The sequence below is a fragment of the Cycloclasticus sp. PY97N genome (assembly GCF_002443175.1).
Taxonomy (GTDB): domain Bacteria; phylum Pseudomonadota; class Gammaproteobacteria; order Methylococcales; family Cycloclasticaceae; genus Cycloclasticus; species Cycloclasticus pugetii.
The window spans coordinates 147,777-173,604 of record NZ_CP023664.1 but is presented as its reverse complement, the minus strand read 5'-3'; the positions used below and the strand labels follow the sequence as shown (position 1 = coordinate 173,604).

The following is a 25,828-nucleotide window of genomic DNA, read 5'->3' as shown; positions in this document are numbered from 1 at the left end:
AGGCGATTTAAAAGGAGTCGTTAACGAAGATGAGTTCAATGATTAGTTTGAGGCAAGTTTTATTAATAGGCGATTATAACAGGTGTTACTTATCAACTTGTTATTCGGTTATTACCGTTTAACGTTGAAATAAATAAGACGTTCTTTTGCATAAGGCAACTAACATTAACATTAAAGGCACTTCAATTAAAACACCCACAACAGTGGCTAAGGCTGCTCCAGATGAAAGACCAAACAGTATAACTGCGGTAGCAATCGCCACTTCAAAGTGGTTAGAGGCACCAATCAGTGATACCGGTGCCGCATCTTGATAAGAGAGTTTAAACAATCGAGACAAGACAAAATAACCTAACGTAAATATGAATACCGTCTGTACTAATAAGGGGATGGCTATCCATAAAATAGTTAAAGGGTTTGAAACAATAACCTCGCCTTTGAATGAAAACAGCAAAACAAGGGTCATTAACAACGCTAAGATGCTCACCGGTGTCAGCCAATGTAAAAACTTTTCATTAAACCAATCCATGCCCTTATGTTTGATGATTAATTGCCTTGAAAAATAACCACTGATCAATGGCAAGGCGACATAGATAGAAACAGAAAAAAGCATCGTTTCCCAAGGGACTGGCATTGCGTTTACATTCAGTAGTACCGTGCCTAATGGCCCATAAAGGAAAAGCATCATGAGTGAATTGATAGCGACCATCACTAATGTTAAGCCGCCGTTTCCTTTGGCTAAGTGGCTCCACATTAAAACCATGGCAGTACATGGTGCAATCCCCAGTAAAATCGTCCCAGCGATATAACTTCGCCATAACTCCACCTCCTCACCATTTACGAGGACTTCTGTACCCGGTAAAAAATCTCTAAATAAGTAGCCTAAAAAGAAATAGGAAATGGCAAACATCGTGAACGGTTTAATAGCCCAGTTTATAAATAGGGTTAATAAAACGGGTTTTGGTGTTTTTGCAGACTTAAGCACCTGAGCAAAATCTATTTTAACCATGATGGGGTACATCATAAAAAACAAGCACACAGCAATGGGGATGGAGACTTGGTAAATAGAAAAGTCATTAAGTACCGTTGCAACGCCTGGCGCAGCTTTACCTAAGAATATGCCACCGCCAATGCAAAGAGCGACCCAGAGACTTAAATAACGTTCAAAAATGGATAGTTTTTTCTCTGTTACATCAGTCACAGTTATCTCCTGATTCATATCGTGAGTCTAATGGCGAGCTAAATGGTGAGGAGTTCGCACGCCGAGCCTAGCTAACAACCCTTATGGTCATTTATAACTTAACGCCATAATGGTTTAGAGCCACCATCATAAGCCAATAACTGCCAATTGTAAGCGCAATAGAAAGGCTGAGGCTGGTGTAAAAATGTAAGCCATACCTTAACAAAAAGGGGAGGGTTATAAATAAAACAAAAGATGGCAAAATAAGCCAAAAAACACTGCTTGATAATGCGCTGACCTTATCCACATCTTTTGTGTCAATGTATAGCCAAATCATTGCTAGTACCGAAATGAGAGGCATAGATGCCAGTAAAGCGCCCATTAAAGAGCTTCGCTTTGCTAGCTCTGAGACAGCTACAATAAGAACTGTTGTGATAACAATTTTTGTTATGTAGTAGATCACTTAAGGTACCTTTATTTTGCCTTTATAACGCTTGATTGAATCGATTGTTAAGCATTGTATCAGCTCAATTTACTTGTAATAACATATAACTAACGGCGATATAACGCAGGAGTTTACCTGCCGTAACCAATATAAGAAACCAGAGTAAGTGAACCCTTAAAACACCGGCAATAACGGTTAACGGGTCGCCAATGATTGGAACCCATGCAAAACATAAGGAAAACAAACCGTATTTAGTAAAACGCTGTTCTGCTCGAACAAAATCAGCTTCCGACATTCGTAACCATTTTTTTATTACAAGCAAGCTAGCCCAGTAGCCTAGGGCATAGTTTGTCAGTGATCCGAGCACATTGCCTATTGTCGCAGTGATAACTAGCGTAGTGGGTGATAAACCGCTCAGTAATAAAGCATTTAAAACAATTTCTGAGCTTAACGGTAAAACTGTGGCGGCTAAAAATGCAGCAATGAAAAGGCCAAGATGTCCGAGTTCTGAAAAATAGTCCATGAGGCTTAACGGTCGAGTTAAGTGACCGCTTTAGTCATGGTAAAGGTTTCTTTGTTAGACATGTTTAACTACCAGCATTTCGCTAGCGCCTTTTTGAAACTCATACGGCACGGCACTAAGAGAAACCTCAAAACCAGATTCTTTTAAAGCAGTCATTACTGGTTTTAAATGTGGTGAAACTTGATTATCGCCTAATGAAAGTAATGGATAAACCCGAACCTCGGTGGCTATACGACAAAGCTCCTTCATCGATAGAAGGTGCTGCGCTCGATCGACATGCTCACTGTATAAAAATAAATAATGCGAACATAAGGCCAGCTCAAACGCATGATCTTTAAAAGGCAACATGGGTAGTGCAGAATTTACATAACGGCCGGATTTTTTACCGTGCTCATAGTCGTTTAAGAATATTTGCATGGCACCCATTCTAGTCTTACCCATGGCCTCAACGTTTGCGATGTCTTTCCACACATAATCAATTGTATTGTTGGCAACCTGCTCCATAACCTGCGGGTAAACCGTATCAATTCTTGAGCGTATTTGCTCGGCAGTAAATTGATAGATAGGGTCTACAGACACAACCTGATCATTGGTGCGTGATAATTCGGCATTAAAGCTGGCTGGGCCATCTCCACAGCCAACAATGCTTTTTTTAAGATCAGATTTTGATAACGAAAACATGCCCCTGTATTCGCTTAACGACCTTCCCCATGGGATGACTTCAGAGAGCTGCATTATGATTCCTTTTTGTATCGAACTTATTTTGGCAGGGTTTGCGTGTAGCAAGAAATAGACAGGTGGTTATTAATATTAATGGTGTTGTTTAGAATATAAACGATAAACCAAAGAAATTAACAGGCAGATACTCGCTGGAAACAATAATGCCATGAAATGGTATTTTAAGAATAGTAATGAGCCTAAGGTACCACCCAATATAAAGCCGATAATGATCGCTCCACTATAGGTTGTTGCTAATGCATTTTGTAAACCGCAAGCCATCGAAGCAAAAAAATGGCCATAAAATGAGCCTTTAGTTAGCAGCAATAGGGTTACTAGTAACAAGGCAGATTCTAAAAATAATGCAGTATCGTAATGCTTTCCAAGCTTTAGCGTTGAACCATGTAATAAAAACCCAGCTATCGACGAGCCAAATAGAAATGACAATAAAATACCCAGTAAATGAAGGGTATGTTGAAAGGGCAATGTTAAAAAGCCGGTACCTAATAAGGTAGCGGTACCTGACAAGTGCGAGACTGATTGATGCTCAAAACTAAGTAATCCGACTGCATTAACAAAGCCTGCTACTAGTGCCAGAATGAAGGCACCAACTTCAACCCATTTTGGTAACGTTGAAATCAACCCTCAAAGTCCTGTGTAGTTAGTGGCTCAATCAATGGCATAAGGCGAGCGAAACTATCATGACATTGTCTGTACCCAATTTGCGACTCCGATGGCCTCCATAATAAACTCAACCGATAAAGCGGCTAATATCATGCCCATGATTCGTGTTAAAAGAGAGGCGCCGCCGTGGCCAATTATTCTGATGATCCCGCCTGAAAAAAGAAGTAGAAGCAGCGTAATTACCAAAACAACAAGCACCGTTGCTGTAGTCATCATCTGTTCTTGAACGGTGTATATATTATTGTCCGTTATTAGGATAACCGCCAGAATTGCCCCGGGTGAGGCGGTGGCAGGAATCGCCAGCGGAAACACAGATATGTCGTGCATAGGTTCACCTGTTTTTTCGGGCGTGTTATTTGAAAAAACCATCTGTAAACCAAATAAAAATAGAATGACCCCGCCAGAAACCTGAAATGAAATAAGGCTAATTCCCATTGCGCTAAGTAAGACTTGGCCGACCAAAATGGCGCCGACTAAAATTAGCACGGTATAGACAATGGTTTTGTAGGCCGTTTTTATCCGTTCCTTGCTAGAAAGCTTTGCGGTTAGTGCAGCAAAAAGCGCCATTGTGCCTATAGGGTCGATTGTCGCCCAAATAATTAAAAAGTCGTGCAGTAATTTATCTATCATTTGTACTCGGTTTAATTGTCATCATATTTTAAATAGCCGTCGTATCTTTTTGTTTGAGTTGATGTGCTTGAAAGCAATGAATTTAACATGGAAGCACTAGGCGTACTAAATGCAATTTTAGTGGAAATCAAACGGCATAGTGGTGCGGTTAAGTTAAAGCATACAATGGTTAAGCATGGTTTGTGTGTAAATAGTTAAGCACACAGCCCATTAAGCGGTTGATTGAAAGAAACCGTTCTTCAGGTGCGGATAAAATTGTATCCTCCGTTTGAATGTATTTAGCTTCTACAAGCTCATCACCACAGTTATCGACAAGAGCTTGTGCAGATTGAAGCGTAGTTTCTAGGTGAAATTGCAAACCGATGGTCTTAGTGCCAATTTGAAAAGCTTGGTTTTCGCAAGCTTCACTTTTTGCAATGTGAATGGCACCTTTAGGTAGCGTAAAGGTTTCGCCATGCCAGTGAAATGCATTAATGTCATCGGGAAATTGGAAAACGGTGCTTAGCTTTGGTTGTATGGCCTTTACTGGAAACCACCCAATTTCTTTTTTTGGCTGTGGATAAACTTTGGCGCCCATGGCGCTGGCAATAAGTTGTGCGCCTAAACAGATACCAAGAACAGGAAGGTCTGATTTAACGGCTTTTTGTATAAATTGTTGTTCCGCTTCTAACCAAGGGTATTGTTGATGGTCGTTTGCACTCATTGGCCCGCCCATCACAATAAGAAAGTCAATATCTGTTAAGTCGGGTAATGCCTCAGAATTATAAAGCTGTGTGCTGGATATGTTGTAACCCGCCTGTTGAAGCCAAGGCGCAATACTGCCCAAACCCTCAAATGGAACGTGCTGTAAGTAATGTGCTCGCATGGTGTTCCTTACCTTTTTATGCCAAGGTCTTTAAATAAGGGTGAAAAAAACACGGCGAAGGGGCGTTGAGCTTATCCATCTGCATGAACGGCTGATGTTCCATTATTTTTGCGAGTTAAGTGTAAGAAAACACCCAGCGAAGCGAGTAATAAAGCGGTGCTTGTAATAATCGCTACGGGGTAATATAAATTACCAGCCAGTTCTAACTGGCTATATTTAATCACCATAATCAACGCCTCTAAAGACAGCGCAATACAAACCGTTCCAATAAATCTTGGAATGGTTCTACGTAAACTTTCAACAGCATCTTCATGTTCTTCTTCGCCGGAATACTCTTTATTAATGACCAAGGCGAGTTCAAAAACAGCTAAAGCGATAATCCCTGTATTAACTCCGCTCAAAAATATTTGCATAATATCTTTGCCTGCAAGAATGCCTTGAATAATTGTTTGCGCGAGCGAAAAAATGATAGCTAAAGCCATCCCAAAAAATATAAAAGTAAAGAGTTTTGCAACAAGAAAACGCATGATATGGCTGATGTCTTTTTTCATTTAAAACTTCCTATGACATTTAACGACCGCGCTTAGTGACTGTGCTATGTTGCTTGGTCAGATTAATTTATTGGTGAGTTGGCCCCCATTTATACCGCAGTGTAGTTACTATTTAAATATTGTTAGCATTTTAATAATGCTTATATTGCTTTAAATCGAATGGTCAGATTGTGCAAAAAGGCTCCGTTTAGATAAACACAGCAAGGTGCGATTTTTACAGAGTAACTTCATGGTTTATGTCGTTATCATTAAGCCTAACATACCAAACATAAAGCCCAAAACGGCTCCCATGGGTGGTGCCCAATGTTTTTCTAAAGTCACTTGTGGCGCCAAGTCTTGAAATATTGAATAAAGAATGCCCCCAGAAGCAAAAAGCATAATACCAGCGATAATAATTATTTCGTCAGACAACCAAAGATAACCGCTCACTCCAGCAATCGGGCCAAGCAAGGCCATCACAGCAAAGGTAATGATAATTTTATAAGGCTTATAAATAGCTGTGGCGTTTAATTCGCGATAGGCATTAAAGCCTTCTGGCATATTTTGTAAAGCGATTAAGCCAGCCAGTAACAGGGCGTTGCTACTGCCCGTTGCAAAGGCTGCTCCTAACGCTATGGATTCAGGAATAAAATCAGACAGCATAGCGGCTAATTGACTTGCTGAAGTGTTGGTTTTTTTAAGATAAATATCAAGAAATAAAAAACTGAACCCGCCCATTAGCAAGCAAAGGCAGGCAGACAAAGGGGGCAGTACCTCTATACTTTCGGGGACTAAAACAAAAGCAACTGCGGATAATAATGCGCCTGCTCCAAAAGCGATCACACTGTGCCTGAGCTCTTCTTCTAACCATTTGTTTGCAATTTTTTCAAAGCAGGCAATAGCAGCGCCTAAGGCCATCGCTAGCCCAGCGAATAAAGTTGAGGTAATAACAGTCAGTAAAGAATCCATTCACCAAAAGAGCGAATCTTTATTGCACTGTTTTCTAAACAGCTGATTATGGACGTGCAATGTGCTTAAAAGAAACTTGGTTTCTACCATTGTTCTTTGCAGAGTAAAGAAGTTCATCCGCTTCTTTAATGAGATCGTTCTCGTTATTTTCCTTGTTTGGGTGCATTGTTGATAATCCTATGCTGGCAGTTAAGATAGGAAGCGTTGGTGCTTTTTTATTAGGAATATTTAAAGAAAGAATCTCATCAAGTAATTTACTAAGCAAAACCTGTGCTTTATCTAAACTAGTGTTTCCATACACTATCGCAAACTCTTCACCACCATACCGAGCACATAGATCACTTGGCCTTGTGGCAAAGCTTTTTAGGACTTGGCCGATTGATTTTAAACAGCTATCGCCGGCCTGATGTCCGTAAGTGTCATTTAGTAATTTAAAATGGTCAAGATCAACGATGGCCAGTGAGATGGGCATCCCGAGTCGGCGGCATCGCTTCCATTCACTATCTAGAAATTCATTAAAGTATCGGCGGTTTGGAATATTCGTTAAGCCCTCAATACGCGATAAATTGAGAACCTCTTCTTCGGCCAGTTTTCGTTCGGTAATATTTTGGTGTGAAATGACAAAACAGTGATCACCCTCTACAGTGAAGGGGGTCACGCGCATCATAAACCAGCGTTCTTCATTAGGGCTATGGCATGGGTATTCAAAGTAAAACTCTTTTTTATCGGCTGCTATAACCGATCTAATTCCGCTGGCAGCTTTGACGCCAAAGTCATCGCCCATAGCCGCTGCTTTATCGCATTCGCTTAAATAATTAACGCCGCTCCATCTTTCATCTATCAAACAGGCATTGTTTTGCCCAAATGAGCTCCAACTCTTATTTACAAATAAGATGTCGCCTTGACTATCTATCACCACAATATGTTCTGTAATGGTATCGAGAACAGATTTTAGGAAATCATAGGATTCAATCATCTGTTACCCCTATTTTTTTATAAGATGAAAACCAAATAAGGCATGTCATGTAGCTGCCTTGTTATGCTTTTTTGTTGCTATGTTTCCCGAAATAGTGCCCAGGTAGCGCACCAACGAGTGTCCCTGAAAAAATGAGGCTTATAATGATGGCAAAACCTTTGCGTGATTGCATGATCATGCCTCTAAGTAGTGTGCGTAGTTATGTAGGTGATACTCTTCATTATTCATGTTCGATCATTCCTTAATCAACACGCTGTTTAAATTAACAGACGGCGCATTTTTGCGCCGTCCAAGTTAAATCATCCAGTTAGGCGTTGCCTATTTATGTGCGATGGGTTTGTCGGTAAATAAGTAATCTTTTAGTTCTTTATCCATTCTTGGGTCTTTTCTTCTAATCCATTCAAGAACCATGGCAGCATGCTCTTTCTCTTCATCTCGGTTGTGAGCAAGAATGGCTTTTAACTCTTCATCTTTGCATGCATCAACTCGTTGGTTATACCAATCTACCGCCTCAAGTTCTTCCATAAGGGAGGTGATGGCTCTATGCATATCTCTTGTTTCATCTGTAATTTCACTAATAGGTTCGTGATAGCCTTCATTTGACATATTTTTAATCCTTTTTTATTTCCTTAGTTTATACGGCTCCCCGTTAAGGGGTTTAACGTGGAGCCGCAATATAAATATCACGCTAGATCGAAGCGATCTGCATTCATTACTTTAACCCAGGCCTTGATGAAATCAGCAACAAACTTTTTCTGGTTATCATCTTGCGCATAGACTTCAGCGTAAGCACGCAGAATTGAGTTAGAACCAAACACCAAATCAACGCGTGTTGCTGTCCACTTTACCTCGCCAGACTTACGTTCCTGTATTTCATACAGATTTTTACCCGCTGGTTTCCAGGTATAACGCATATCCGTTAAATTCACGAAAAAGTCGTTACTAAGGGCGCCGACGCGGTCTGTAAACACACCATGTTGGCTATTGCCGTAGTTGGTGCCCATCACGCGCATGCCGCCTAATAGCACGGTCATTTCTGGTGCGGTAAGCCCCATCAATTGAGTGCGATCGAGCATCAATTCCTCAGCGGAAACAGCATAATCTTGTTTCAACCAATTACGATAACCGTCATGAATAGGTTCAAGGTCGGCAAATGAATCGGCGTCAGTCATCTCATCGGTTGCGTCTCCTCTGCCTGGCGTAAAAGGAACAGAAGCCTCTACACCGGCGGCACTGGCAGCCTGTTCAACACCCACATTACCCGCCAATACGATTAGGTCAGCAATACTCGCACCGGTTTCGCTAGCAATTGGCTCAAGCACAGACAGTACTTTATTAAGCCGCTGTGGCTCGTTGCCTTCCCAGTTTTTTTGTGAAGCAAGGCAAATCCGCGCACCATTGGCACCGCCACGTTTGTCCGATTGGCGGAAAGTACGCGCACTGTCCCATGCTGTTGCCACCATTTCGCTGATACTTAGGCCGCTATCTGAAATTTTTGCTTTAACAGCCTCAACATCGTAGTTGCTGTTACCAACAGGAACAGGGTCTTGCCAAATTAAGTCTTCTTGTGGCACTTCAGGGCCGATATAGCGTGCTTTTGGCCCCATGTCACGGTGTGTTAGCTTAAACCAAGCACGAGCAAAGACCTCGGAAAAGTAAGCAGGGTCGTTGTAGAAGCGCTCAGATATTTTGCGATACTCAGGGTCCATTTTCATGGCCATATCGGCATCAGTCATAATAGGGTTTAGTCGAATAGAGGGGTCTTCAACATCAACAGGTTTATCTGCTTCGTCAATGTCAATCGGTTCCCATTGCCATGCACCGGCTGGGCTTTTTTTCAATTCCCAGTCGTATTTTAGAAGCAATGAAAAGTAACCGTTGTCCCACTCAGTTGGTTTGGTTGTCCAAGCCCCTTCGATACCACTTGTGACCGTATCACGACCAATACCGCGTGTTGTTTTGTTGTTCCAGCCTAAACCTTGCTCGTCTACATCAGCGGCTTCAGGTTCCGCGCCCAACAAGGCTGCATTACCGTTACCGTGAGTTTTGCCAACCGTGTGACCACCGGCTGTTAGGGCAACTGTTTCCTCGTCATTCATTGCCATCCGCTCAAAAGTAACACGTACATCGTGTGCAGTTTTTAACGGGTCAGGTTTGCCATCGACACCTTCAGGATTAACATAGATTAAGCCCATCATAACTGCGGCTAATGGGTTTTCTAAATCTCGCTCACCTGAATATCGGCTATTTTCGTTGTCACTAGGAGCAAGCCACTCTTTTTCTGACCCCCAATAGGTATCTTTTTCTGGATGCCAGATATCTTCACGGCCAAAGGCGAAACCAAAGGTTTTTAGGCCCATCGATTCATAAGCAATAGTGCCAGCGTAAGTGATTAAATCCGCCCAGCTTAATTTGTTACCGTATTTCTTTTTGATGGGCCAAAGCAGACGCCGCGCTTTATCTAAATTAACGTTATCTGGCCAAGAGTTGATCGGTGCAAAACGTTGATTACCGGTGCCAGCACCACCACGACCATCAGCTATTCTATATGTACCAGCTGCGTGCCATGACATGCGGATCATCAATCCACCATAATGCCCCCAGTCGGCCGGCCACCATTCTTGGCTATCGGTCATTAACGCTAGCATGTCTTGTTTAAGTGCAGCGAAGTCAAGAGTTTTTACTTCGTGAGCATAATCGAAACTCTCGTCTAACGGGTTTGTTTTGCTGTCATGTTGATGCAATATGTCCAGATTAAGGGCATTAGGCCACCATTTCATATTTGATGTGCTGACCTCTGTTGCACCACCGTGCATGACGGGACATTTATTTTCTGACATAAAGTATTCCTCAAGTTATTGGTTAGTCGTTACCACCTTAGGAGGTGGCGTGAACAAGCATCTAATAAATCCATCTATATGTATAGTCGATTGATTATATGATCACGATAGCTTTTATCTATTTGACGCATTAATTAAATAGATTCCTGCATAACCCAATGTCTTGCATAAGCTTTAATTTACAAGATACGGTTTTCTCCCCTTCGTTTTACAAGAATTTTCAGTCATATATTTACCAGCATAGACCTTTAATTATTTTTTCAACAGTAAAGATACTATTTTTTTTGTCATCCTGTGCGCGTTTAGTCATAATTTTGCAGGGCAATAACACAAGGGCGTTATTGTTTTTAGCCGATTGTTATATTTATTTTTTCTTTCGTAGGTCTTTTACTAAATATGAATTGCCCGGCCCTCGTTTGAGTTGAAACAAATCGATGGCTTTAAGAAGGCTGCTGAGGTTTTTATAACCGTAGTTTCTTGAATCGAATGATGTTTTATTAGAAATATGTGCGCCGACGGGGCCAAGGGCCGCCCATCCATTATCTTCTTCAGTGGCCTCAATGGCCTGCCGAAGTAAATTTATTAACTTGGTGTCAGACTTAATAGTCTTTGTTTTTGTTTGTGCGGTATCGTTGTTATCAGGTTTTTGATCTAAAAATAAAAACTTAGAGCACGCGTTAACGAAAGGAGAGGGTGTTTTTCGCTCACCAAATCCTAATACCACTTTGCCTTCTGCTAGGGCACGAGTAACCATTGGTGTAAAGTCGCAATCAGATGATACAAAGCACATAACATCTATATCTTTCGTATACATGACATCCATTGCATCAATAACCAAGGCTATATCAGACGCGTTTTTTCCTTTCGATAAATCATATTGTTGAACTGGCTGAATAGCATATTCATGTAAAAGGTCCTCCCATGCCTTTATAGAGGTTTTTTTCCAGTTACCATATGCTTTTCTTATGGTGACTACGCCGTATTTAGCAACCTCACTAAGCACATCTTCAAACTTGCTAGCGGGCGCATTATCAGCATCTATAAAAAGAGCAATTTTTTGTTTTGAATCATCCATTCTTTTTACCTTGTTAATAGTTTTTTAATAGCTAGTACTGCCAATAAAGTTTGTTTGGCTTAGTTAGCGTCGTGTAGCAATCGCTTGTCATTAGCGTGTATGCTCGGGAAACAGTATTGGCCAAGAATCTTGAGAACCGGCAAACAAACTTAGGCTGTTTGCTGAGGGTTTTTCGCATGGTTCTGCAGCAAGCTCTTTAGCTACGTGTGCAGACACTGGGGAGAAATAAATGTTCACGTCGCAATGCAGGCGACCTTCCGATTCATGTCGAATAAAGGCAGCCATTTCTTTTGGTTTGCCAGCCTGAGTATACGCTAACAATAGGTGTTGGTTGATTAACTCTAGTTGATCATAGGCCAACATGGCATCACCAAGGTTTTTTTTGAACCAGTTTTTCATAAGGGTCTTGAGGCTAATGTATTGTTGTGCGTTAGGGTTTTAGGGTATACCTTTTCTCTTAAGTTCAGGAGCTTTTGACGTATTGGTAAACTCAATTTTATCGTCGAAAAAATTGGGCCTTTTTAATGCCTGCTTGATAATGGATGAAGGCATTAGCTATGCCAACAAACCTCAAGCAGACGAGGTGGCTCAAATAAAAAAAACTGCATAGCCTTGAAGGTAGTATTTAGCAAACCATTTGTAGTGTTGCTTTAGGTTTTACGGAGAGCGAAGCCAAATACGAATCGAGCCTATCACGTCAAGGAGCGTTTCGCTGTGAAGGTTTTGTTTTGAAATCAGTGATTAAATGATGAGGGTCAATGTAGGCACGTTGTTCCCTTGCGGCTTCGGCCCACCAAACCAATTGCTTGATGGTTCGGTCGAAATAGTCGAACCATGAGTCTTCATCTACCTCTGCCTGCGCAGCGCCACTCTCGCTGAAAACCTCTTGTGCTTTTGGCACATGTATCATTGCGGAAACAGGCAAACAGCCCAGTTCTGACAAATACGTACGCATTCCAATGGCTGCACGCATACCGCCCCATTGGCCTGCGGAATAGGTAGCAATCGCACTTGGCTTGTAGGAAAATAAAGAGCTGCCAAAGTGATTTAACAGGTTGGCAAGTGCGGGACTCATTGAATGGTTATACTCGGGGCTAACCATAATAAAACCGTCGGCACTCTCGATTTTTGCCGCTAAATTATTAAGCTCATCAGGTGCCTTGTTTTCTGGATAAGCAAAATGAGGCTTAAAGACAGTATCAAGCGAATAATCTAAAGCGTCGATCAATTCTATTTCATGCTTGTCATATCGACTTTTCAGGCAGGCTAAAATGGCTTCAGCTACCCGTGCACCCAAACGCGCAGGTGTTGGTGGAGTGCTATCGCGGACTGTGCCCAAGAAAATTAAGAATTTCATATCTACCTCTATCTCTACCTGATGCTAGCTATGGAGTATAACGTTTGGTTAAACAGGGGCTGCTTGCATCGTTTGTTAGGCTGTTTAGCTTAAATATACAGCAAGCATAAAAGAAAATAAGCCGATCATTGATGTTAATAAAGTAACACGTTTAAGTTGAGGAGTTTGCCAGGCCATAATGAAGCCGGAAATCAGTAAAGCAGCAATGGAAATAGCAAATATAACAGCATAAACTTTAAATGCGGTGCCTCCTTTAGCCTTATGGAGCTGAACTAAATTTCTGTACCAAGTAGTGTTTTTAACAGTGAGTTTTGCAAGTAGTTCATTATTCGTTGGTTCTAAAATCACGTCTTTAGAGGAGCCCGTCCATTCGAGGAGAAAATGGTTGCCATAAATTTTGAGTCTTGGGTTGCCCTCGGGGTAATGGGTATGCAGCTTGTCGAGTTCTAATTGAGCAAGGTTGGTTAGCTCATTGATATCTGACGGGATGGGTTTGCTCAGCTGTATTTCATAAACATCGTTTGTGTAGCTGCCTTTTATGCTCCAAGTATATAACGCTCCGGTAACTATAAACATGGCGGCAACTGGCAAAATAAAGGCCGCTAGCAACGCGTGAAGCTTCATCAAGTGCATTCTATTCATTATTTTCCTCTACTGCATCAAATTCAAATTTTAGTCTAATTGCTAGCATAAACCGCCAGCTTATTACGCTGGCGGTTTATATTTGTTGTTTTAATCAATAAGATGCTAATTAACAACTTCTTAGTATTTACCCATTTCCAAAACGGTTGTCGCAGTCACTTTGTCATCTTTAACTGCTTTGATGGTTACGTAGTACTCATTATTCTTGCCTCCAGAGCATGGCGGCATATAAGCGCCTGCCTTGTCCCACTTTGGGCTACGATGCGCTTCAATTAATGTGAACTCCTTAGGAATATCGAATGTATGGCCTAAAACAGAGGGTACTTCGACCTGACTTTTTCCTGTCTCAATCGTGTATTTCATTACCCCATGTCCACCGTTATCCATTAACTCGTAATTACGATCACTGTATTCTAAAACGAGCGCATTAGATTCTGCGGGGATTTCGCTAATAATTAGTTTAGGTGTCGCCGGGTTAATACCGCCAAACTTCTGGCATTGCTGCCCTGTAGGCACTTTAACGCCATCCCATGATGCGTCAGCAAATTTGGCATCCAGAGCGAGTGCGTTGGTGCTGACTAAAAAAGTGACTGCTAAAGCGTTGAAAAATTTAAATTTCATAATAATGTTTGCTCCTAGTGTTGAGTGTAAAGAGTGCAGATATATTTTTCTGTTTTCTGCCATTGTGAAGCTAAGCCAAACTTGATGCACCAACTAAAGTAAATGGATCATTGCCGCTCCACTTGATCGTTTCGCAGGCGGCATGTATTGAGGTGCACCTTGACTAGATTTATTATAAAATTAGAAGCGTGTCTACCTATAGGGTTTTTCCTATGGGTGGGGCAGCTTGCTGATGTCATCATTAGTCGAGGCGACAGCTTGGCGGGTTAATCTTTATTTCCATCGGTTGATAAATCAAGCCTGCAGACTTGCCTATATCGCCCCTACATTTAAACCCAAATTTTTTATACGCTGGAACAGAGGGTAAAGAAGCGCTTACGGTAACAGTGGAGCCGCTAGCGTGAGCAAGAGCAGATAAAATTAACTTTCTACCAATACCTTTCTTTTGGTATTCATGGTCAATAAATAACATCGCAATATGACGGCCTTCCTTTAATTCGATGATGCCCTTAATTTCCTCGTGAATCTCGGCAACGAGGATCAAGTTATCTTCTGTCATTCTATTAAGGAAAGACTCGCTGGCAGCAATTGTCGAAAACGTTGAAATGCCTTCATCTTCATCAGGAAGCGTCTCAGCGACTGACCTTAAAAATGAATCCATGCAAATGGTGCTAATTGCCTGAATATCTTTATCTTTAACCTTTCTAATTTTAATCGGTTTCTCCCAGAGCTTAACACCCGTCTTTAGTTGCCCTGTGAAGCGAGTCATCACAAGAAAGCTGCAAGAAGAATAGAGCCTGGTATTGTTATGCGCCTTTCTTACCAGCTAACGTTTCCAGTTCTTGCATCCTTTTCTGGTTTGCTCGTTCTTGCTTATACCTAGCGGTGATCTCGCGGGCATTGGCTAGTGACCCTAACACCAAGCCATTAGGGTCAACGACGATGGAAAAACCCAATTCAACGTAAATGCTAGAGCCATCGGCTCGAACTGCTTTAGTAGGTAGTGATTGTCCAGTGTACTTTGTTTTACCTTCTTGCAAGGCGCGATCATAGCCTTGCCAATGTGCCGCTCGCAAAGACTCAGGAATGATGATGTCAAGGCTTGCTCCAAGCGCTTCATCCTTTGAAAACCCGAAAATCCGTACAGCGGCTTGATTCCAAACGCCTATTATTCCCTTTAAATCAGCGAAAATCATCGCATCTGGGTTTTGTTCGATCAATAGGTCTGCATTAGCGATGTCATTCATTGTATTACCCTCCCCATCAGGTTTCGAGTTTGGGATAGCCAAGCTATTTTATGTAATTGGGTGAGACATAGTGCCCTAACCAGCCGATGCAATCGGCTGGTTAGGGCGTTTATACATTTACAGTTGATACTCGCCAGATCGCTCTGGTTGAAAAGTTATTTCTGTGATTTTAACCTTCAGGTTGCCACCCCCTGGTTTTGGCCACTCAATTTCATCTCCGATAGAAAGCCCAAGTAAAGCACTCCCTACAGGCGCTAGAATTGAAATTGTTTTGCCGCTTGGGTCCATGTTTTTTGGATACACCAACGTTAACTCAAATTCTTTTTTTGTAGATTCAATGAAGAACTTTACCGTAGAGTTCATTGTTACAATATTTGCTGGAACTTCTTTTGGCTCAACAGTTATCGCACGTTCGAGCTCTTCTTCTAATTCATTAATGCCTGCAACACTGCCTTTGGGCAACGAATCAATTAGATCGTATAGCCTTTCCGAGTCTAGTGAAGAAATAGTTATTTCAGGTCTCATTTTTACTCTGTCCTTAATTAATTATTCAGATGGTTTTGTGTAATACCCAAGATGATGGTCAACTAGGTATTACATGTATGCCTAACGCTTTAAATAAACCGCCGCATTTTTCGGGTGGATTGATTTTTTGTTAAGGGTTCGGGTAATTTAGCACACTAAGATTGGGGCGGCTAACGTACCAACAAAAACCCATATCAGTTTCAGCAAAGAGCCACAAACTATATGGTGAAAAACCTAAGGTCGTTATGCCTAATGTTAGAACGACTAAGCTGTGGGTTAGGCGTATGTGAAAATGAACTTAAAGGGGCATAGAAAACTAAAGATTGGCGACTGTAACTTTTCTGTAATCATACTCAAACAACGTTAAATTATTAATAAAGCTTATTTTGCTTAGGCTAATTCGCTACAAAAGTGCACATAAACTTTAAATTTCATCTTTGAGCTTTGGGCGGCTGCGGTTTATAGCCTTAGGTTTATTGGTTGGGTGGCAAGGCATTAATACTCTAGTATTTTACTCAGCGGCAAATTTGTAGAGCCGTGAGAAATTTTTTGATGTTGTGCTTTGTTGTAGGCAGTGTAAACAGAATGCTATTATCCCGCTCCAAAATTATCTTGTTTGGGTGGAATCTAGCCGATAAGTCCAAGCGTTTTTAATAGTAGAGTGAGAAAAAAATGTTTCAGACGCCAATTCGTTTTCTTGGGCTTCAGAATGGCGTGGTTTCTTCTGAAAAGGTGGTTGCCACATTCGGCGGGGTTCTAGCGATATCTTGCTGTTTTTATATTACAAGCTTTTATACCGGAGCAACTGGCACGGCGGCGATTTTGCCATCAATGGGTGCTTCAACGGTATTGCTTTTCGCCGTGCCACACGGCCAACTGTCTACCCCGTGGGCTTTTCTGGTAGGCAATTTATTATCTGCTGTTGTGGGGGTAACGTGTTGGATGTTTATCGACTCCATTATGCTAGCAGCTTCCATAGCCGTGGCTTTATCTATTTTAGTTATGCATGTTACGAGAAGCTTACACCCCCCGGGCGGAGCAACGGCCTTAGCAGCGGTAATAGGTGGCCCAAGCATACATGAATTAGGTTACTGGTATGTCGTTACTCCAACGCTTATTAACTGTTGCGTATTGTTTACTGTGGCCATGCTTTTTAATAATTTTTTCAGCTGGCGAAGGTACCCACAAAGTTTGATGCGCTACCAACGGGTAGGTTACCACCCAGATACTCGTCGTATCAAAATGCAACATATCCATGAAGCAATAAAACGCTCTGAAATAGTTGTTGATGCCAGAGATGAACAAATTAAACACATTGTCGATTTAGCCGATGCTATTTACCACGAAGAGTTATTGGCTGACTTTGTACTAGAGCCGGGCGCATTTTATACAAATGGTAAGCCAGGTAGGAAATGGTCTGTACGTCAAGTGATCGATTGGCGAGAACATCAAGACCCATCCCTCTATCTCATCGTATATCGAGTGGTAGACGGTGAAGGGAAAGGTTCGTCAGAAAGTTGCACATTACATGAGTTTTCAACATGGGCTAGGGAGCAAATGCAACCGAAGCGTTGATTCACTCAACAACAGTGAGCAAAATTTTCAACGCTATAACGCTATAACGCTATAACGCTATAACGCTATAACGCTATAACGCTATAACGGCGCACTTAGCGGTAAGTTGGGAGCGCAGCGAATTATTATTCAAGAGTAGCGCTGTGGCTAGCCGTGGGCCAATTTAAGACCCACAATACCAACACAAATTAGAGCTAAGCTGAATAGCTTAAGAACATCAGTGGATTCAGCAAACAAAAAAATGCCTAGAAGCGCTGTACCTACCGCACCAATACCTACCCATATCGGATAGGCTGTACCAACGGGTAAGCTTTTTAGAGCCAACCCCAGTAATAGAAAACTGGCAATTAGCGAAAACACTGTGCCGACAGTAGGCCATAGCTTTGTAAAGCCATCTGTGTATTTTAATCCAATGGCCCAGCCAACCTCCAAAAGACCCGCTAAAAATAAAATGACCCAGTTCATAAATACTCCTCAATTAGCTTTGGGGCCGTCCCCTAACGGAATTGAGAGGTGAGGTCGTCCTCACTTCAGGGTTTATAATACCTAGCTCAACAACAAAGTAAAATGCAGCCAGTGGTTTTGTGTTGAATGCACACGATTGTTAGCATCGCCTATAAAAACTAAAACCTATTGAGCGTGGAAACAGGGTCAGGTCTTGCAATTACGCATCTCCGCTTTTTTAATGGCTCGACTAACCGTTGAATAATGCACATTAAACACATCAGCAATGTCTTTCATTAAATAATCACCACTGACATATGCACTAACTATTCCCTCGTCACGTGAGGAATGATTTTTCATATACCAGTTTAAAGGTTTAGCTTGCGCCCTACGCTGTACTCTTGGAACTTCTCTAAGGTCACCTTCTCCAGCAATGCCTTCAATTCGTGTTAGCGCCTTATCAACAAATGCCTCATCACCTAAAAAAACTTGTCGCTTCAAAGCAGCCCATATTGGCGACAGGCCAACGCCCTCACGGACAAAATTTCCATAATTATTGATGGCAGTTTTTCTAGAATGACCAAAATTGTTTAATATCCAGTCCGTTTCCAACCAATTTGAACTAGAAACAACACCGATCATCGCCGGATAACTACTCCATTTCCAGTCCGACAAATCCGTTACCATTCCTGCTCTAATTGGGTTTAGTACAACATAACGTGATAATTCAAGTAAGTAAGCATCTTTTTGAACAAGAAGAGCCTTAAATCGCCCCTGAAAAACATGACCAACACGCCCATGTCTTCGATTAGACTTTTGGGTAAATACTCCATTCAGTTGGCGCATCCCTTGTGACAAATTCCCCTCAATTGTTTCAATAACAATATGGTAGTGGTTATCCATCAAACACCATGCATGGCATCGCCAATTAAACCGATGACAAACCTGAGAAAAAACCTCTAACCAAATCAACCTATCTTCATCGTCAACGAAAATATCTTCACGTCGATCACCACGAGAGGTCACATGATAAAGTGCACCCGCATATTCAATTCTTATTGGTCTAGCCATAAACAGACCCTATCAACACAAATGCATGATTGCAAGACCTGACCCTTTGTTCCAGCTACTTTGTAAAACTCTTGGTATTGCCTGATTAAAGGCAACACCTCATTGAGGTTTTCTTTAGATACGACTTCAATCACCTGACCTCCCTAAGACACATAACGCCCGATTCTCAGTAGCAAATAACCGCTACTGAAAACTTTAAATTTAATGACAAAGCCGGAACGGTTATTTGTCAACTGGAGATACTTGTTATGCCTATTTATGTATTAAGCGGAGGTGGGGTAGTAGCCAAAGATGGTGATAGGCACTATATAAGCGCTTGGCAACTGCCAAAACTTTACGGTGTTAATCGATCAGACTGTATAGCTCACCCTGTAGGGTCAAAGGCTAGAGGGTGGATTCCTCCGAAGGATGCTATTTTCTTGTGGCCGCGAAATGATGGAAACTACAAACTGCCCGAAGCATAACGCCTCGTTAAGAGGCAAATAATATGTTGGCTAAAATAAGCGACGCAGGAGCAAAAGCCAACTGTTATTTGTCCTGCTTTAATGACTTGTTAGCAGTAAATTAACTACGTTTAGGGTATACATGATAACGATGTCTTCCTGTGCTTTCGATAATGACTTTATCACCGGCAGTCATATTATGAGTTTTAAAAAACTCTTTAACCCAAGAACGCTTACGAAAGATGTTTTTGTCTCCTGCAATATCAGTAATTACAGGTTTATTGATACCAAAATGTACCTCAAGTAAAACAGGAGCAATGTCTTGTGAATTGGAACCACCGAAAGAATCACTTGGGAAAAACTCGGTGATAGATGACAGATATAAATGATCGTTATTTATATTCCCTTGAGTTAATTCTATTTCGACATACTGCATGGGTACTCCTTTACTACTAACGACCAAGCTCACCGGCGGCAATGGAGCGCAGCGTAATTGCCGTCCGAGTGCAGCGCCTTGTTATGCATCTGCATCACTCTCGATATTTCGTATAAATTTGGCAGGAACTCCGCCAACAATTGTATTTGGTTCGACATCCTTGGTAACTACCGCGCCAGCTGCAACAACCGCACCGCGCCCTACAGTTACACCTTGGGTAATAATGGACCCACCGCCAATCCAAACCTCATCTTCAACAATTATTGGTTTTGTCCACCCTCCTCTTCCTTTTCCTGGAATGTACCTTAAGCCGTGATTAACGGTCTCAAACATTACACGTGGACCGATTTGAACATTTGCTCCAATTATTACCTTATCTTTGGGTACGCCAAACCTAATTTCAGTGTTTATGAACGAGCCCTTACCAATTTCTATGTTCTTGCAGCCTCCTATTGGTCTAATAGTAAGAGGCCCCCAGATTGTGCACTTACCCTTTATTGATAGACCCGCCATGCGATAAACAACAAATCGAACTCTGTCAAATATCTTCAACCGGGGAAGGTTGTTGGCAAGTGTTAAAAAAAACAATTCTCTCATGCGTTTGTCCTTGTTTTTGATGCATAACGCCGCAATAAACGGCGAGCGATAGCGAGTCCAGTGCAACGTGTTTTTGTTGCACGATGTTTAATTGCCTTGTTATGCTTTTCATCCAAGCTCTCGCTATTAATTTGGCATAAATCCTGCTTCATTAATGAATAATAATTTTGGCTAGGGGATAAACATGCAAATTAATAACTCTTCGTATGTAACTGCGGCAACACAAGTAAATAAAGGCGGCAACAATTTGCAGCCTAGCAAGACAGAGAAGGCTGTTGAGCCACAGAAAACAACCCCATTAAGAGATTTGGCTCAAACTATTGACCCAACCAACATGTCTCGGAACGAAGCCCGCGCAATGGCAAATGCACTTATGAAATCTGGGGACGCGGACCTCTCCTCCGTATTCTTTTCACATAGCGTGGTGTTAATTCCCACTGGAAACGGTACGTTTCGGAACCCCACCGAGTCAGACCCTATTATGAACGAAAAATTTAATATGTTTGATGCGATACGGGGAAATATAGAATTTAATAAATCCAAAGGACTTTCAAATGAAAATAATCTATCTGCACTCTCATTTTTAGAAAAATTTGAGATTATGGGAGGCTCTCCAAAAATTGATACACATGCATAACGCCCGCAGCACGCGCGGCTTTGTAGTGGAGGCGAAGCCGCAACGAAAAAGCCGTCGCTGTGACTGCGATTGTTATGTGTTTTTGGCTTCACTGCAGAGTCTCAAAATACCAGAAATTTCAACCCAATTATAATGAGTATTATACCGCCCAAAAGCTCTGCCTTGCTTTCTAGCCATGTCCCACTTCTAGCACCAATAAACACACCAACCAAGCTGAATATAAATGTCGTAACACCAATGATTCCGCAAGCAACTATCGGGTTGACTTCGAGTAGATTTAATGTAAACCCAGCAGCCATTGCATCTATACTCGTAGCAATAGCTAAAATAAGCATCACTTTATGAGTGATTTGTGCAATATCTTCTTCAACACCCTCGCTAATGGCTTCATAAATCATTTTTCCTCCAACTGTTATAAGAAGGAAGAATGCAATCCAATGTGCATAATTCTCAACCCAGCCGAGCACACCTTTTCCACCAAAGTAGCCTATAAATGGCATTAGCGCTTGGAATAACCCGAAATATATTGCAGCAATTATAGCTAGCGACTTTGTCTTCTTGACACGCTTTGATCCAAGCCCTATAGAAACCGCAAATGCGTCCATGCTCAGTGCTACTGCCAAAATTAAGACTTCAATCATTAAAATATCTCACAAATATACTCGGGTGTTTATTGCTGACGAAACATAACGCCGCGCTCAGGGGCGGACAATGCTATGCACCTTTGTGCGAAAATGGGAGCGCAGCGACCAGCACAAAGGTGCATAGCGTTGGCCGTCCCTCTGCAGCGCTTTGTTAGGCGCGATTTCCAGATTTCTGAGTTTGGTCCGCATCTTGTAGTATTTTTATACCGCCACGAATCACCACGATTGATATTATTGTTCCCACAATTAGGTCGGGATAGCGACTGCCAACGATGGCAACAAGAACACCAGATATAATTACCCCCAAGTTGGCAATGACATCATTTGTTGAAAATATCCACGAAGCGCGCATGTGTACGCCGCTATCTTTGTGCTTGGAAATGAGAATTAAACAAATGATGTTTGCCAGGAGGGCAACCGCACCGACAACAATGATAAGAGTGCTTTGAGGTTCACTGCCAAAAAACATACGCCTGATCACTTCGAATAAAACGCCAAGCCCCAAAATTATTTGTAGGTAACCGCTCACTCTAGCCGCCTTTGCTTGCTTCACGACTCCTTTCCCAACTGCATATAGTGACAGACCATAGACAGTAGCATCAGCTAGCATATCTAGCGAGTCAGCGATAAGCCCGGTAGATTGCGCCAACCAGCCCAGCGTTAATTCAGTAACAAACATAAATGCATTGATAGATAACAGAATGATGAGAGTTTTCTTTTCCAGACTCTCCGCTTGTTCTGCCCCACAACCACAATCTGACATATTTCCTCCTACTTCAGTAAGGCGCCTAACGCCGCCATAAACGGCGCGAGCTTGCGAGCGTCCGGCGACCGTAGGGAGCGAATTTAATGGCCTTGTTATGTGTATTTATTTGTTGGCAGCACATTTTGCCCTAATCTCTGAAATCGCTTTTGATGAGCCGTTAAGAGAATAGTTGAAATACGTCGGCTGCTGCCCGTGCCACTGAAGCTCAAGCAATGCTGTGCTAGATGCAGCTATTTTTGTTATCGCAGCAGAGTCATTGCGGAAGTGTATGAACTTAGCCCCCCAGTCTTGGGTCAGTGATACGTTCTCGACAGTATCGTTCCACCTAATACGGGTGCGAATCAGGTTGTAACCATCTTCGGTTTCATCGTTTGCTAAATTCGGAGCGCTACTAAAGCCGAAATAAACCCACTCACTTTTTGCATCGCAGCCAACGCCCATCCAGCTATTTACATCATGGTATGGGAATTCCATTTTTTTTGAGGGATAGACAGTCGGGGAGTGCGCGTAGGCTGAAAATTTTCCCGTCATTTCATCCTTTGAAGTTGATGTAACCCACGAAGGCTTCGGGGGCTCAACCTTTTTTGTAATTTCAGATTTCTGTGGGCTGCTTGATGCCGTTGAAGCCTTAGGCTTGCTAGGCGTGGATGGTGTTTGGTTGGCTGCGTATACAACAAAAATGATGAATGCTAAGACGAACCAAGTAAATAAAGATGTTTTCTTCGGCGCTTTTGCCCCGCACTTTGGGCAAGTCTTTGCCTTAGTGCTTACCTCTTCTCCGCATTCTTTGCATTTCACCAATGCCATTTCGTTCTCCTTAGTTCGTTTGACACATAACTAGTTATTAAGGGGAATAAAAACTCCCTGTAATTTCTTTACTTATAAGGAATATAATTCCCTGTAATGCGATAATCAAGAAAAAACAGGAGGTAATTTACGTTATGTCCAATTTCAATAGCCCTTCAGAGAATAAGTCAATTTTTCGACCACAATCCAAACGTTTAATGGATCAGGTTCGAGAAGTTCTTCGGTATCATCATTATGCCTTGCGTACTGAAGAGTCGTATATCAAATGGATCTTAGCTTTTATCCGTTTTAATAATAAAAGGCACCCTAACGAATTGGGTAAGGCTGACATTGAGGCATTTTTGTCAGATATGGCACTGAATAAGAACTATTCGGCCTCTTCTCAGAATCTTGCAATGAATGCGATTGTTTTTTTGTATAAAAAGGTTCTTGATATGCCTGTGGCGGAGAATATTTCGGCGGCACGATCCAAAAAACCAGTGCGAATTCCTGTTGTTTTGAGTAAAGGTGAGGTGGTTGAGCTTTTAAAACATATGCGGGGAGTGAGGGGTTTGATGGCTCGTTTAATGTATGGTGGCGGCTTAAGGGTATTGGAGGTGTCGCGCTTACGGGTACAAGATATTGATTTTGCTAATGGCTATCTTATGATTAGAGATAGCAAGGGTGGTAATGAGAGAAAAACACCTTTGGCGGCTACGGTTGTAACGGATTTAAAGTTACAGCTAGAAAAAGCCAGGGCATTCTTTGAGAAAGATCTTGCAGCGGGTGAAGCGAATGTTTACTTACCGGGTGCGCTGGCTAAAAAATACCCTAAGGCAGCTTCAAGTTGGGAGTGGCAATATGTATTCCCATCTAAGAATTTATCAGTCGACCCGCGAGATGGTGAAATAAGGCGTCATCACCTTAATGAGTCGGGTATTCAAAAATCTATTCGTGAGGCAAAGCAAAAAGCCAATATCAATAAAAGAGTAACGAGTCATACCTTACGGCATTCGTTTGCGACACATTTGTTGGAAGCCGGTACAAATATTCGTGTGGTGCAAAAATTATTGGGCCATAAGGATGTTAAAACCACTGAAATTTACACCCATGTATTACAAGAAAACATGGATGGGGTGATTAGCCCCTTAGAACGTTTAGAGGGATTGAATGAATAGAAAAAACACCGGCGCACAACGCATTGTGTGCCTAACCGAAGAAACCACCGAAGCCTTGTATTTAATGGGTGAGCAACAGCGCATTGTGGGCATTTCGGGCTTTACTGTACGCCCGGCGATTGCGCGTAAGGAGAAGCCTAAGGTGTCGGCGTTTACCTCGGCTAAAATTGATAAAATTTTGGCTTTAAAGCCGGATTTGGTGCTGGGTTTTTCGGATATGCAGGCGGATATTGCAGCTGAACTTGTTAGGGCTGGTTTGCAGGTGCATGTGTTTAATCAGCGTTCAGTGGCTGAAATTTTTACCATGCTGCATACCTTAGGCGCGTTGATTGGTGAGCCTGAAAAAGCGGCGGTGCTGGTTAATCAATACCAACAAAATATTAAAGAATGTGTTGAGCAAGCCAGTGGCTTTAAGAGAAAACCGAGCATTTATTTTGAAGAATGGGACGATCCATTAATTTCTGGTATTAGATGGGTGTCTGAACTGGCTGAAATAGCAGGGGGTGTGGATTGTTTCCCCGAGTTATCAAAACAAGCGGGGGGTAAAGAGAGAATTATTGCCGACCCTAAGACGGTAATTGACCGTGCACCGGATATTATTATTGGTTCGTGGTGCGGTAAAAAGTTTCGACCAGAGCGAGTGGCTGAGCGTGAGGGCTGGGATGTTATTCCTGCGGTAAAAACGAACCAACTGTTTGAGATTAAATCGGTGGATATTTTACAACCGGGGCCAGCTGCGCTGACCGATGGCTTGCGTCAGCTACAAACTATTATTAACAACTGGGTGATGCTATATGGATAAGGTGCTTTATTACGTACATGACCCAATGTGTAGTTGGTGTTGGGCATTTAATAAAACATGGGCCGCAATACAGTCTAGTTTGCCCAGCTCTATTGAGGTACGTTATTTATTAGGAGGGCTTGCGCCAGACAGTGACCAGCCAATGGCTACCGACTTGCAAGAGAAAATTAGTGAGGGCTGGTATCGCATTCAGCAGCATGTTCCAGGTACCGAGTTTAATCACGACTTTTGGACTGTTTGTAAGCCACGGCGCTCAACGTATCCATCATGCCGTGCATTAATTGCTGCAAGAATGCTGGATAGAGCAGCAGAAAAGCCGATGCTATTGGCGATTCAGCAGGCGTATTATCTACAGGCTAAAAACCCAGCCGATGACGAGGTGTTAATTGAATGTGCTGGCGAGATAGGGCTTGATGGAAGCGAGTTTTCGGCCTTATTGAATCACTCGAGTACTCAGCAGCAATTATTGATGGAAATAAAATTGGCTAGAAGTATGGGTGCCAGTAGCTTTCCAAGTATCGTGTTACAGCAGGGCGAACAGACCCGGTTGTTACGCTATGACTATAACGACCCACAGGTACTATTAAATCAGTTAAGCTAACACGGTAAAGCCGAATAAATAAAAG

At 42.1% G+C, this 25,828-nt stretch carries 32 protein-coding genes and 1 pseudogene; 6 read left to right on the top strand and 27 right to left on the bottom strand.

The window, feature by feature from the left end:
- Positions 1-118 precede the first annotated feature (118 nt).
- The 20 genes from arsB to rnk all read right to left on the bottom strand — a co-directional run bounded on the left by arsB (position 119) and on the right by rnk (position 15,823).
- Entirely contained in the window at positions 119-1,198 is a 1,080-nt protein-coding gene (arsB, locus tag CPC19_RS00935; protein ID WP_016390322.1) for an ACR3 family arsenite efflux transporter, read from the bottom strand.
- A gap of 91 nt (positions 1,199-1,289) precedes the next feature.
- Positions 1,290-1,640 carry a DUF3147 family protein gene (locus tag CPC19_RS00930; protein ID WP_016390323.1) on the bottom strand — a complete coding sequence of 117 codons (351 nt, stop codon included), beginning with the start codon at positions 1,638-1,640 and terminating at the stop codon, positions 1,290-1,292.
- 64 nt (positions 1,641-1,704) lie between these two features.
- A complete protein-coding gene (locus CPC19_RS00925) occupies positions 1,705-2,145 on the bottom strand; it encodes a YqaA family protein (protein WP_016390324.1) in 441 nt (146 codons plus the stop codon).
- Between the two features lie 54 nt (positions 2,146-2,199).
- Positions 2,200-2,880 (bottom strand): hypothetical protein, encoded by a 681-nt coding sequence (locus CPC19_RS00920; RefSeq protein ID WP_016390325.1) that lies wholly within the window; start codon positions 2,878-2,880, stop codon positions 2,200-2,202.
- Positions 2,881-2,955: 75 nt separating this feature from the next.
- Positions 2,956-3,504 carry a YoaK family protein gene (locus CPC19_RS00915; protein ID WP_016390326.1) on the bottom strand — a complete coding sequence of 183 codons (549 nt, stop codon included), beginning with the start codon at positions 3,502-3,504 and terminating at the stop codon, positions 2,956-2,958.
- A 57-nt stretch (positions 3,505-3,561) separates the two neighbouring features.
- A complete protein-coding gene (locus tag CPC19_RS00910; protein ID WP_016390327.1) occupies positions 3,562-4,176 on the bottom strand; it encodes a MarC family protein in 615 nt (204 codons plus the stop codon).
- A gap of 169 nt (positions 4,177-4,345) precedes the next feature.
- The gene (locus CPC19_RS00905; RefSeq protein ID WP_016390328.1) at positions 4,346-5,041 is read right to left on the bottom strand and encodes a type 1 glutamine amidotransferase; all 696 of its coding nucleotides are present in this window, start codon (positions 5,039-5,041) and stop codon (positions 4,346-4,348) included.
- Positions 5,042-5,112: 71 nt separating this feature from the next.
- Positions 5,113-5,592: a hypothetical protein gene (locus tag CPC19_RS00900; protein ID WP_016390329.1), complete on the bottom strand. Its 480-nt coding sequence runs from the start codon at positions 5,590-5,592 to the stop codon at positions 5,113-5,115.
- A 234-nt stretch (positions 5,593-5,826) separates the two neighbouring features.
- Entirely contained in the window at positions 5,827-6,540 is a 714-nt protein-coding gene (locus tag CPC19_RS00895) for a ZIP family metal transporter (protein WP_015004936.1), read from the bottom strand.
- 46 nt (positions 6,541-6,586) lie between these two features.
- On the bottom strand, positions 6,587-7,516 hold the full coding sequence (locus tag CPC19_RS00890) for a sensor domain-containing diguanylate cyclase (RefSeq protein ID WP_016390330.1): 930 nt from the start codon (positions 7,514-7,516) through the stop codon (positions 6,587-6,589).
- Positions 7,517-7,834: 318 nt separating this feature from the next.
- Positions 7,835-8,122 (bottom strand): encapsulin-associated ferritin-like protein, encoded by a 288-nt coding sequence (locus tag CPC19_RS00885; protein ID WP_015004937.1) that lies wholly within the window; start codon positions 8,120-8,122, stop codon positions 7,835-7,837.
- Positions 8,123-8,199: 77 nt separating this feature from the next.
- Complete coding sequence (gene katG, locus CPC19_RS00880; protein ID WP_016390331.1) at positions 8,200-10,356, bottom strand: catalase/peroxidase HPI; 2,157 nt, start codon at positions 10,354-10,356, stop codon at positions 8,200-8,202.
- Between the two features lie 364 nt (positions 10,357-10,720).
- Positions 10,721-11,431 carry an NYN domain-containing protein gene (locus CPC19_RS00875; RefSeq protein WP_015004939.1) on the bottom strand — a complete coding sequence of 237 codons (711 nt, stop codon included), beginning with the start codon at positions 11,429-11,431 and terminating at the stop codon, positions 10,721-10,723.
- Between the two features lie 90 nt (positions 11,432-11,521).
- Positions 11,522-11,830, bottom strand: a complete 309-nt coding sequence (locus tag CPC19_RS00870; protein WP_015004940.1) for a hypothetical protein — start codon at positions 11,828-11,830, stop codon at positions 11,522-11,524.
- A gap of 298 nt (positions 11,831-12,128) precedes the next feature.
- Positions 12,129-12,788 carry an NADPH-dependent FMN reductase gene (locus tag CPC19_RS00865; RefSeq protein WP_016390333.1) on the bottom strand — a complete coding sequence of 220 codons (660 nt, stop codon included), beginning with the start codon at positions 12,786-12,788 and terminating at the stop codon, positions 12,129-12,131.
- A gap of 84 nt (positions 12,789-12,872) precedes the next feature.
- Positions 12,873-13,430, bottom strand: coding sequence for a PepSY domain-containing protein (locus CPC19_RS00860; RefSeq protein ID WP_035850690.1), 558 nt, complete (start codon positions 13,428-13,430; stop codon positions 12,873-12,875).
- A gap of 120 nt (positions 13,431-13,550) precedes the next feature.
- A complete protein-coding gene (locus CPC19_RS00855; protein ID WP_016390335.1) occupies positions 13,551-14,051 on the bottom strand; it encodes a hypothetical protein in 501 nt (166 codons plus the stop codon).
- Between the two features lie 241 nt (positions 14,052-14,292).
- On the bottom strand, positions 14,293-14,820 hold the full coding sequence (locus tag CPC19_RS00850; protein ID WP_016390336.1) for a GNAT family N-acetyltransferase: 528 nt from the start codon (positions 14,818-14,820) through the stop codon (positions 14,293-14,295).
- Positions 14,821-14,857: 37 nt separating this feature from the next.
- A complete protein-coding gene (locus CPC19_RS00845; RefSeq protein WP_016390337.1) occupies positions 14,858-15,298 on the bottom strand; it encodes a PAS domain S-box protein in 441 nt (146 codons plus the stop codon).
- A gap of 117 nt (positions 15,299-15,415) precedes the next feature.
- Positions 15,416-15,823, bottom strand: a complete 408-nt coding sequence (gene rnk / locus CPC19_RS00840; protein WP_016390338.1) for a nucleoside diphosphate kinase regulator — start codon at positions 15,821-15,823, stop codon at positions 15,416-15,418.
- A gap of 672 nt (positions 15,824-16,495) precedes the next feature.
- On the opposite strand from rnk, the gene CPC19_RS00835 reads away from it, so the two are divergent.
- The gene (locus tag CPC19_RS00835; protein ID WP_016390339.1) at positions 16,496-17,398 is read left to right on the top strand and encodes an HPP family protein; all 903 of its coding nucleotides are present in this window, start codon (positions 16,496-16,498) and stop codon (positions 17,396-17,398) included.
- Positions 17,399-17,545: 147 nt separating this feature from the next.
- Here the strand turns inward: CPC19_RS00835 and sugE are convergent, their stop codons facing one another.
- Together sugE and CPC19_RS00825 are read right to left on the bottom strand one after the other, a co-directional pair.
- Positions 17,546-17,863 carry a quaternary ammonium compound efflux SMR transporter SugE gene (sugE, locus tag CPC19_RS00830; protein ID WP_016390340.1) on the bottom strand — a complete coding sequence of 106 codons (318 nt, stop codon included), beginning with the start codon at positions 17,861-17,863 and terminating at the stop codon, positions 17,546-17,548.
- A 186-nt stretch (positions 17,864-18,049) separates the two neighbouring features.
- Positions 18,050-18,913, bottom strand: coding sequence for a transposase (locus CPC19_RS00825; protein ID WP_016390341.1), 864 nt, complete (start codon positions 18,911-18,913; stop codon positions 18,050-18,052).
- 248 nt (positions 18,914-19,161) lie between these two features.
- Here CPC19_RS00825 and CPC19_RS00820 point away from each other — a divergent pair, with 248 nt between their 5' ends.
- Positions 19,162-19,377, top strand: coding sequence for a hypothetical protein (locus CPC19_RS00820; RefSeq protein ID WP_016390342.1), 216 nt, complete (start codon positions 19,162-19,164; stop codon positions 19,375-19,377).
- A 100-nt stretch (positions 19,378-19,477) separates the two neighbouring features.
- On the opposite strand, the gene CPC19_RS00815 is transcribed toward CPC19_RS00820, so the two are convergent.
- Both CPC19_RS00815 and CPC19_RS12065 read right to left on the bottom strand, forming a co-directional pair.
- A complete protein-coding gene (locus CPC19_RS00815; RefSeq protein ID WP_016390343.1) occupies positions 19,478-19,792 on the bottom strand; it encodes a hypothetical protein in 315 nt (104 codons plus the stop codon).
- A gap of 108 nt (positions 19,793-19,900) precedes the next feature.
- Positions 19,901-20,041 (bottom strand): annotated as a pseudogene (locus CPC19_RS12065) (DapH/DapD/GlmU-related protein); the annotation flags it as partial.
- A 532-nt stretch (positions 20,042-20,573) separates the two neighbouring features.
- Here CPC19_RS12065 and CPC19_RS00805 point away from each other — a divergent pair.
- On the top strand, positions 20,574-21,026 hold the full coding sequence (locus CPC19_RS00805; RefSeq protein WP_016390345.1) for a hypothetical protein: 453 nt from the start codon (positions 20,574-20,576) through the stop codon (positions 21,024-21,026).
- A 101-nt stretch (positions 21,027-21,127) separates the two neighbouring features.
- On the opposite strand, the gene CPC19_RS00800 is transcribed toward CPC19_RS00805, so the two are convergent.
- The 3 genes from CPC19_RS00800 to CPC19_RS00790 form a co-directional block, all read right to left on the bottom strand.
- Positions 21,128-21,667 carry a manganese efflux pump MntP family protein gene (locus CPC19_RS00800; RefSeq protein ID WP_016390346.1) on the bottom strand — a complete coding sequence of 180 codons (540 nt, stop codon included), beginning with the start codon at positions 21,665-21,667 and terminating at the stop codon, positions 21,128-21,130.
- Positions 21,668-21,821: 154 nt separating this feature from the next.
- Positions 21,822-22,433 carry a cation transporter gene (locus CPC19_RS00795; protein WP_016390347.1) on the bottom strand — a complete coding sequence of 204 codons (612 nt, stop codon included), beginning with the start codon at positions 22,431-22,433 and terminating at the stop codon, positions 21,822-21,824.
- Positions 22,434-22,538: 105 nt separating this feature from the next.
- The gene (locus tag CPC19_RS00790) at positions 22,539-23,243 is read right to left on the bottom strand and encodes a zinc ribbon domain-containing protein (protein WP_016390348.1); all 705 of its coding nucleotides are present in this window, start codon (positions 23,241-23,243) and stop codon (positions 22,539-22,541) included.
- A 134-nt stretch (positions 23,244-23,377) separates the two neighbouring features.
- On the opposite strand from CPC19_RS00790, the gene CPC19_RS00785 reads away from it, so the two are divergent.
- Genes CPC19_RS00785 through CPC19_RS00775 form a run of 3 tightly spaced genes read left to right on the top strand, consistent with a single transcriptional unit; the run spans position 23,378 to position 25,803 of the window.
- Positions 23,378-24,400 (top strand): integron integrase, encoded by a 1,023-nt coding sequence (locus CPC19_RS00785; RefSeq protein WP_016390349.1) that lies wholly within the window; start codon positions 23,378-23,380, stop codon positions 24,398-24,400.
- Positions 24,393-25,202 carry a cobalamin-binding protein gene (locus CPC19_RS00780; RefSeq protein WP_016390350.1) on the top strand — a complete coding sequence of 270 codons (810 nt, stop codon included), beginning with the start codon at positions 24,393-24,395 and terminating at the stop codon, positions 25,200-25,202. The genes CPC19_RS00785 and CPC19_RS00780 overlap by 8 nt, the downstream gene beginning before the upstream one ends.
- Entirely contained in the window at positions 25,195-25,803 is a 609-nt protein-coding gene (locus CPC19_RS00775) for a DsbA family protein (RefSeq protein ID WP_016390351.1), read from the top strand. Before CPC19_RS00780 ends, CPC19_RS00775 begins: the two co-directional genes overlap by 8 nt.
- Positions 25,804-25,828: the final 25 nt, after the last annotated feature.

Excerpts from the sequence above, each read along its gene's own strand:
- CPC19_RS00795 (WP_016390347.1), bottom strand. The coding sequence starts at position 22,433 with ATGTCAGATTGTGGTTGTGGGGCAGAACAAGCGGAGAGTCTGGAAAAG.
- CPC19_RS00885 (WP_015004937.1), bottom strand. The coding sequence starts at position 8,122 with ATGTCAAATGAAGGCTATCACGAACCTATTAGTGAAATTACAGATGAA.
- CPC19_RS00815 (WP_016390343.1), bottom strand. The coding sequence starts at position 19,792 with ATGCAGTATGTCGAAATAGAATTAACTCAAGGGAATATAAATAACGAT.
- CPC19_RS00785 (WP_016390349.1), top strand. The coding sequence starts at position 23,378 with ATGTCCAATTTCAATAGCCCTTCAGAGAATAAGTCAATTTTTCGACCA.
- CPC19_RS00805 (WP_016390345.1), top strand. The coding sequence starts at position 20,574 with ATGCAAATTAATAACTCTTCGTATGTAACTGCGGCAACACAAGTAAAT.
- CPC19_RS00875 (WP_015004939.1), bottom strand. The coding sequence starts at position 11,431 with ATGGATGATTCAAAACAAAAAATTGCTCTTTTTATAGATGCTGATAAT.
- CPC19_RS00895 (WP_015004936.1), bottom strand. The coding sequence starts at position 6,540 with ATGGATTCTTTACTGACTGTTATTACCTCAACTTTATTCGCTGGGCTA.
- CPC19_RS00905 (WP_016390328.1), bottom strand. The coding sequence starts at position 5,041 with ATGCGAGCACATTACTTACAGCACGTTCCATTTGAGGGTTTGGGCAGT.
- katG (WP_016390331.1), bottom strand. The coding sequence starts at position 10,356 with ATGTCAGAAAATAAATGTCCCGTCATGCACGGTGGTGCAACAGAGGTC.
- CPC19_RS00925 (WP_016390324.1), bottom strand. The coding sequence starts at position 2,145 with ATGGACTATTTTTCAGAACTCGGACATCTTGGCCTTTTCATTGCTGCA.
- CPC19_RS00790 (WP_016390348.1), bottom strand. The coding sequence starts at position 23,243 with ATGGCATTGGTGAAATGCAAAGAATGCGGAGAAGAGGTAAGCACTAAG.
- CPC19_RS00865 (WP_016390333.1), bottom strand. The coding sequence starts at position 12,788 with ATGAAATTCTTAATTTTCTTGGGCACAGTCCGCGATAGCACTCCACCA.
- CPC19_RS00780 (WP_016390350.1), top strand. The coding sequence starts at position 24,393 with ATGAATAGAAAAAACACCGGCGCACAACGCATTGTGTGCCTAACCGAA.
- CPC19_RS00835 (WP_016390339.1), top strand. The coding sequence starts at position 16,496 with ATGTTTCAGACGCCAATTCGTTTTCTTGGGCTTCAGAATGGCGTGGTT.
- CPC19_RS00775 (WP_016390351.1), top strand. The coding sequence starts at position 25,195 with ATGGATAAGGTGCTTTATTACGTACATGACCCAATGTGTAGTTGGTGT.
- rnk (WP_016390338.1), bottom strand. The coding sequence starts at position 15,823 with ATGAGACCTGAAATAACTATTTCTTCACTAGACTCGGAAAGGCTATAC.
- CPC19_RS00890 (WP_016390330.1), bottom strand. The coding sequence starts at position 7,516 with ATGATTGAATCCTATGATTTCCTAAAATCTGTTCTCGATACCATTACA.
- sugE (WP_016390340.1), bottom strand. The coding sequence starts at position 17,863 with ATGAACTGGGTCATTTTATTTTTAGCGGGTCTTTTGGAGGTTGGCTGG.
- CPC19_RS00855 (WP_016390335.1), bottom strand. The coding sequence starts at position 14,051 with ATGAAATTTAAATTTTTCAACGCTTTAGCAGTCACTTTTTTAGTCAGC.
- CPC19_RS00825 (WP_016390341.1), bottom strand. The coding sequence starts at position 18,913 with ATGGCTAGACCAATAAGAATTGAATATGCGGGTGCACTTTATCATGTG.
- CPC19_RS00920 (WP_016390325.1), bottom strand. The coding sequence starts at position 2,880 with ATGCAGCTCTCTGAAGTCATCCCATGGGGAAGGTCGTTAAGCGAATAC.
- CPC19_RS00845 (WP_016390337.1), bottom strand. The coding sequence starts at position 15,298 with ATGAATGACATCGCTAATGCAGACCTATTGATCGAACAAAACCCAGAT.
- CPC19_RS00850 (WP_016390336.1), bottom strand. The coding sequence starts at position 14,820 with ATGACTCGCTTCACAGGGCAACTAAAGACGGGTGTTAAGCTCTGGGAG.
- CPC19_RS00910 (WP_016390327.1), bottom strand. The coding sequence starts at position 4,176 with ATGATAGATAAATTACTGCACGACTTTTTAATTATTTGGGCGACAATC.
- CPC19_RS00820 (WP_016390342.1), top strand. The coding sequence starts at position 19,162 with ATGCCTATTTATGTATTAAGCGGAGGTGGGGTAGTAGCCAAAGATGGT.
- CPC19_RS00860 (WP_035850690.1), bottom strand. The coding sequence starts at position 13,430 with ATGAATAGAATGCACTTGATGAAGCTTCACGCGTTGCTAGCGGCCTTT.
- CPC19_RS00900 (WP_016390329.1), bottom strand. The coding sequence starts at position 5,592 with ATGAAAAAAGACATCAGCCATATCATGCGTTTTCTTGTTGCAAAACTC.
- CPC19_RS00800 (WP_016390346.1), bottom strand. The coding sequence starts at position 21,667 with ATGATTGAAGTCTTAATTTTGGCAGTAGCACTGAGCATGGACGCATTT.
- CPC19_RS00870 (WP_015004940.1), bottom strand. The coding sequence starts at position 11,830 with ATGAAAAACTGGTTCAAAAAAAACCTTGGTGATGCCATGTTGGCCTAT.